The sequence below is a fragment of the Ectothiorhodospira mobilis genome, assembly GCF_016584115.1.
GTDB classification, from domain to species: Bacteria; Pseudomonadota; Gammaproteobacteria; order Ectothiorhodospirales; family Ectothiorhodospiraceae; genus Ectothiorhodospira; species Ectothiorhodospira mobilis.
Genome location: NZ_NRSK01000109.1, coordinates 1 through 276, shown reverse-complemented (window position 1 = coordinate 276; position 276 = coordinate 1). Strand labels below are relative to the sequence as shown.

Below are 276 nucleotides of genomic sequence, written 5' to 3'. Positions count from 1 at the left end.
GGTCGAGCATGCGGCTCACGGTGGCGTCGATCTCGCTGCGCGGGCGGCCCTGCATCTCCAGGCCGAAGCCGATGTTGTCGGCGACGCTCATGTGCGGGAACAGCGCATAACTCTGGAACACCGTGTTGACCGGGCGGCGGAACGGCGGCAGGCCTTCCATGTGTTCGCCATAGAGGCGGATGCTGCCGGAACTGGGCTGTTCGAAGCCGGCGATGAGGCGGAGGAGGGTGGTCTTGCCGCAGCCGGAAGGGCCGAGGAGGGTGAAGAATTCGTTGG

General features: G+C 66.3%; 1 protein-coding gene. It reads right to left on the bottom strand.

Annotation, left to right across the window (positions count from 1 at the left end):
- Positions 1–276 (bottom strand): ATP-binding cassette domain-containing protein (locus CKO33_RS13320; protein WP_200182704.1); only part of this gene is annotated, 276 nt, incomplete at both ends.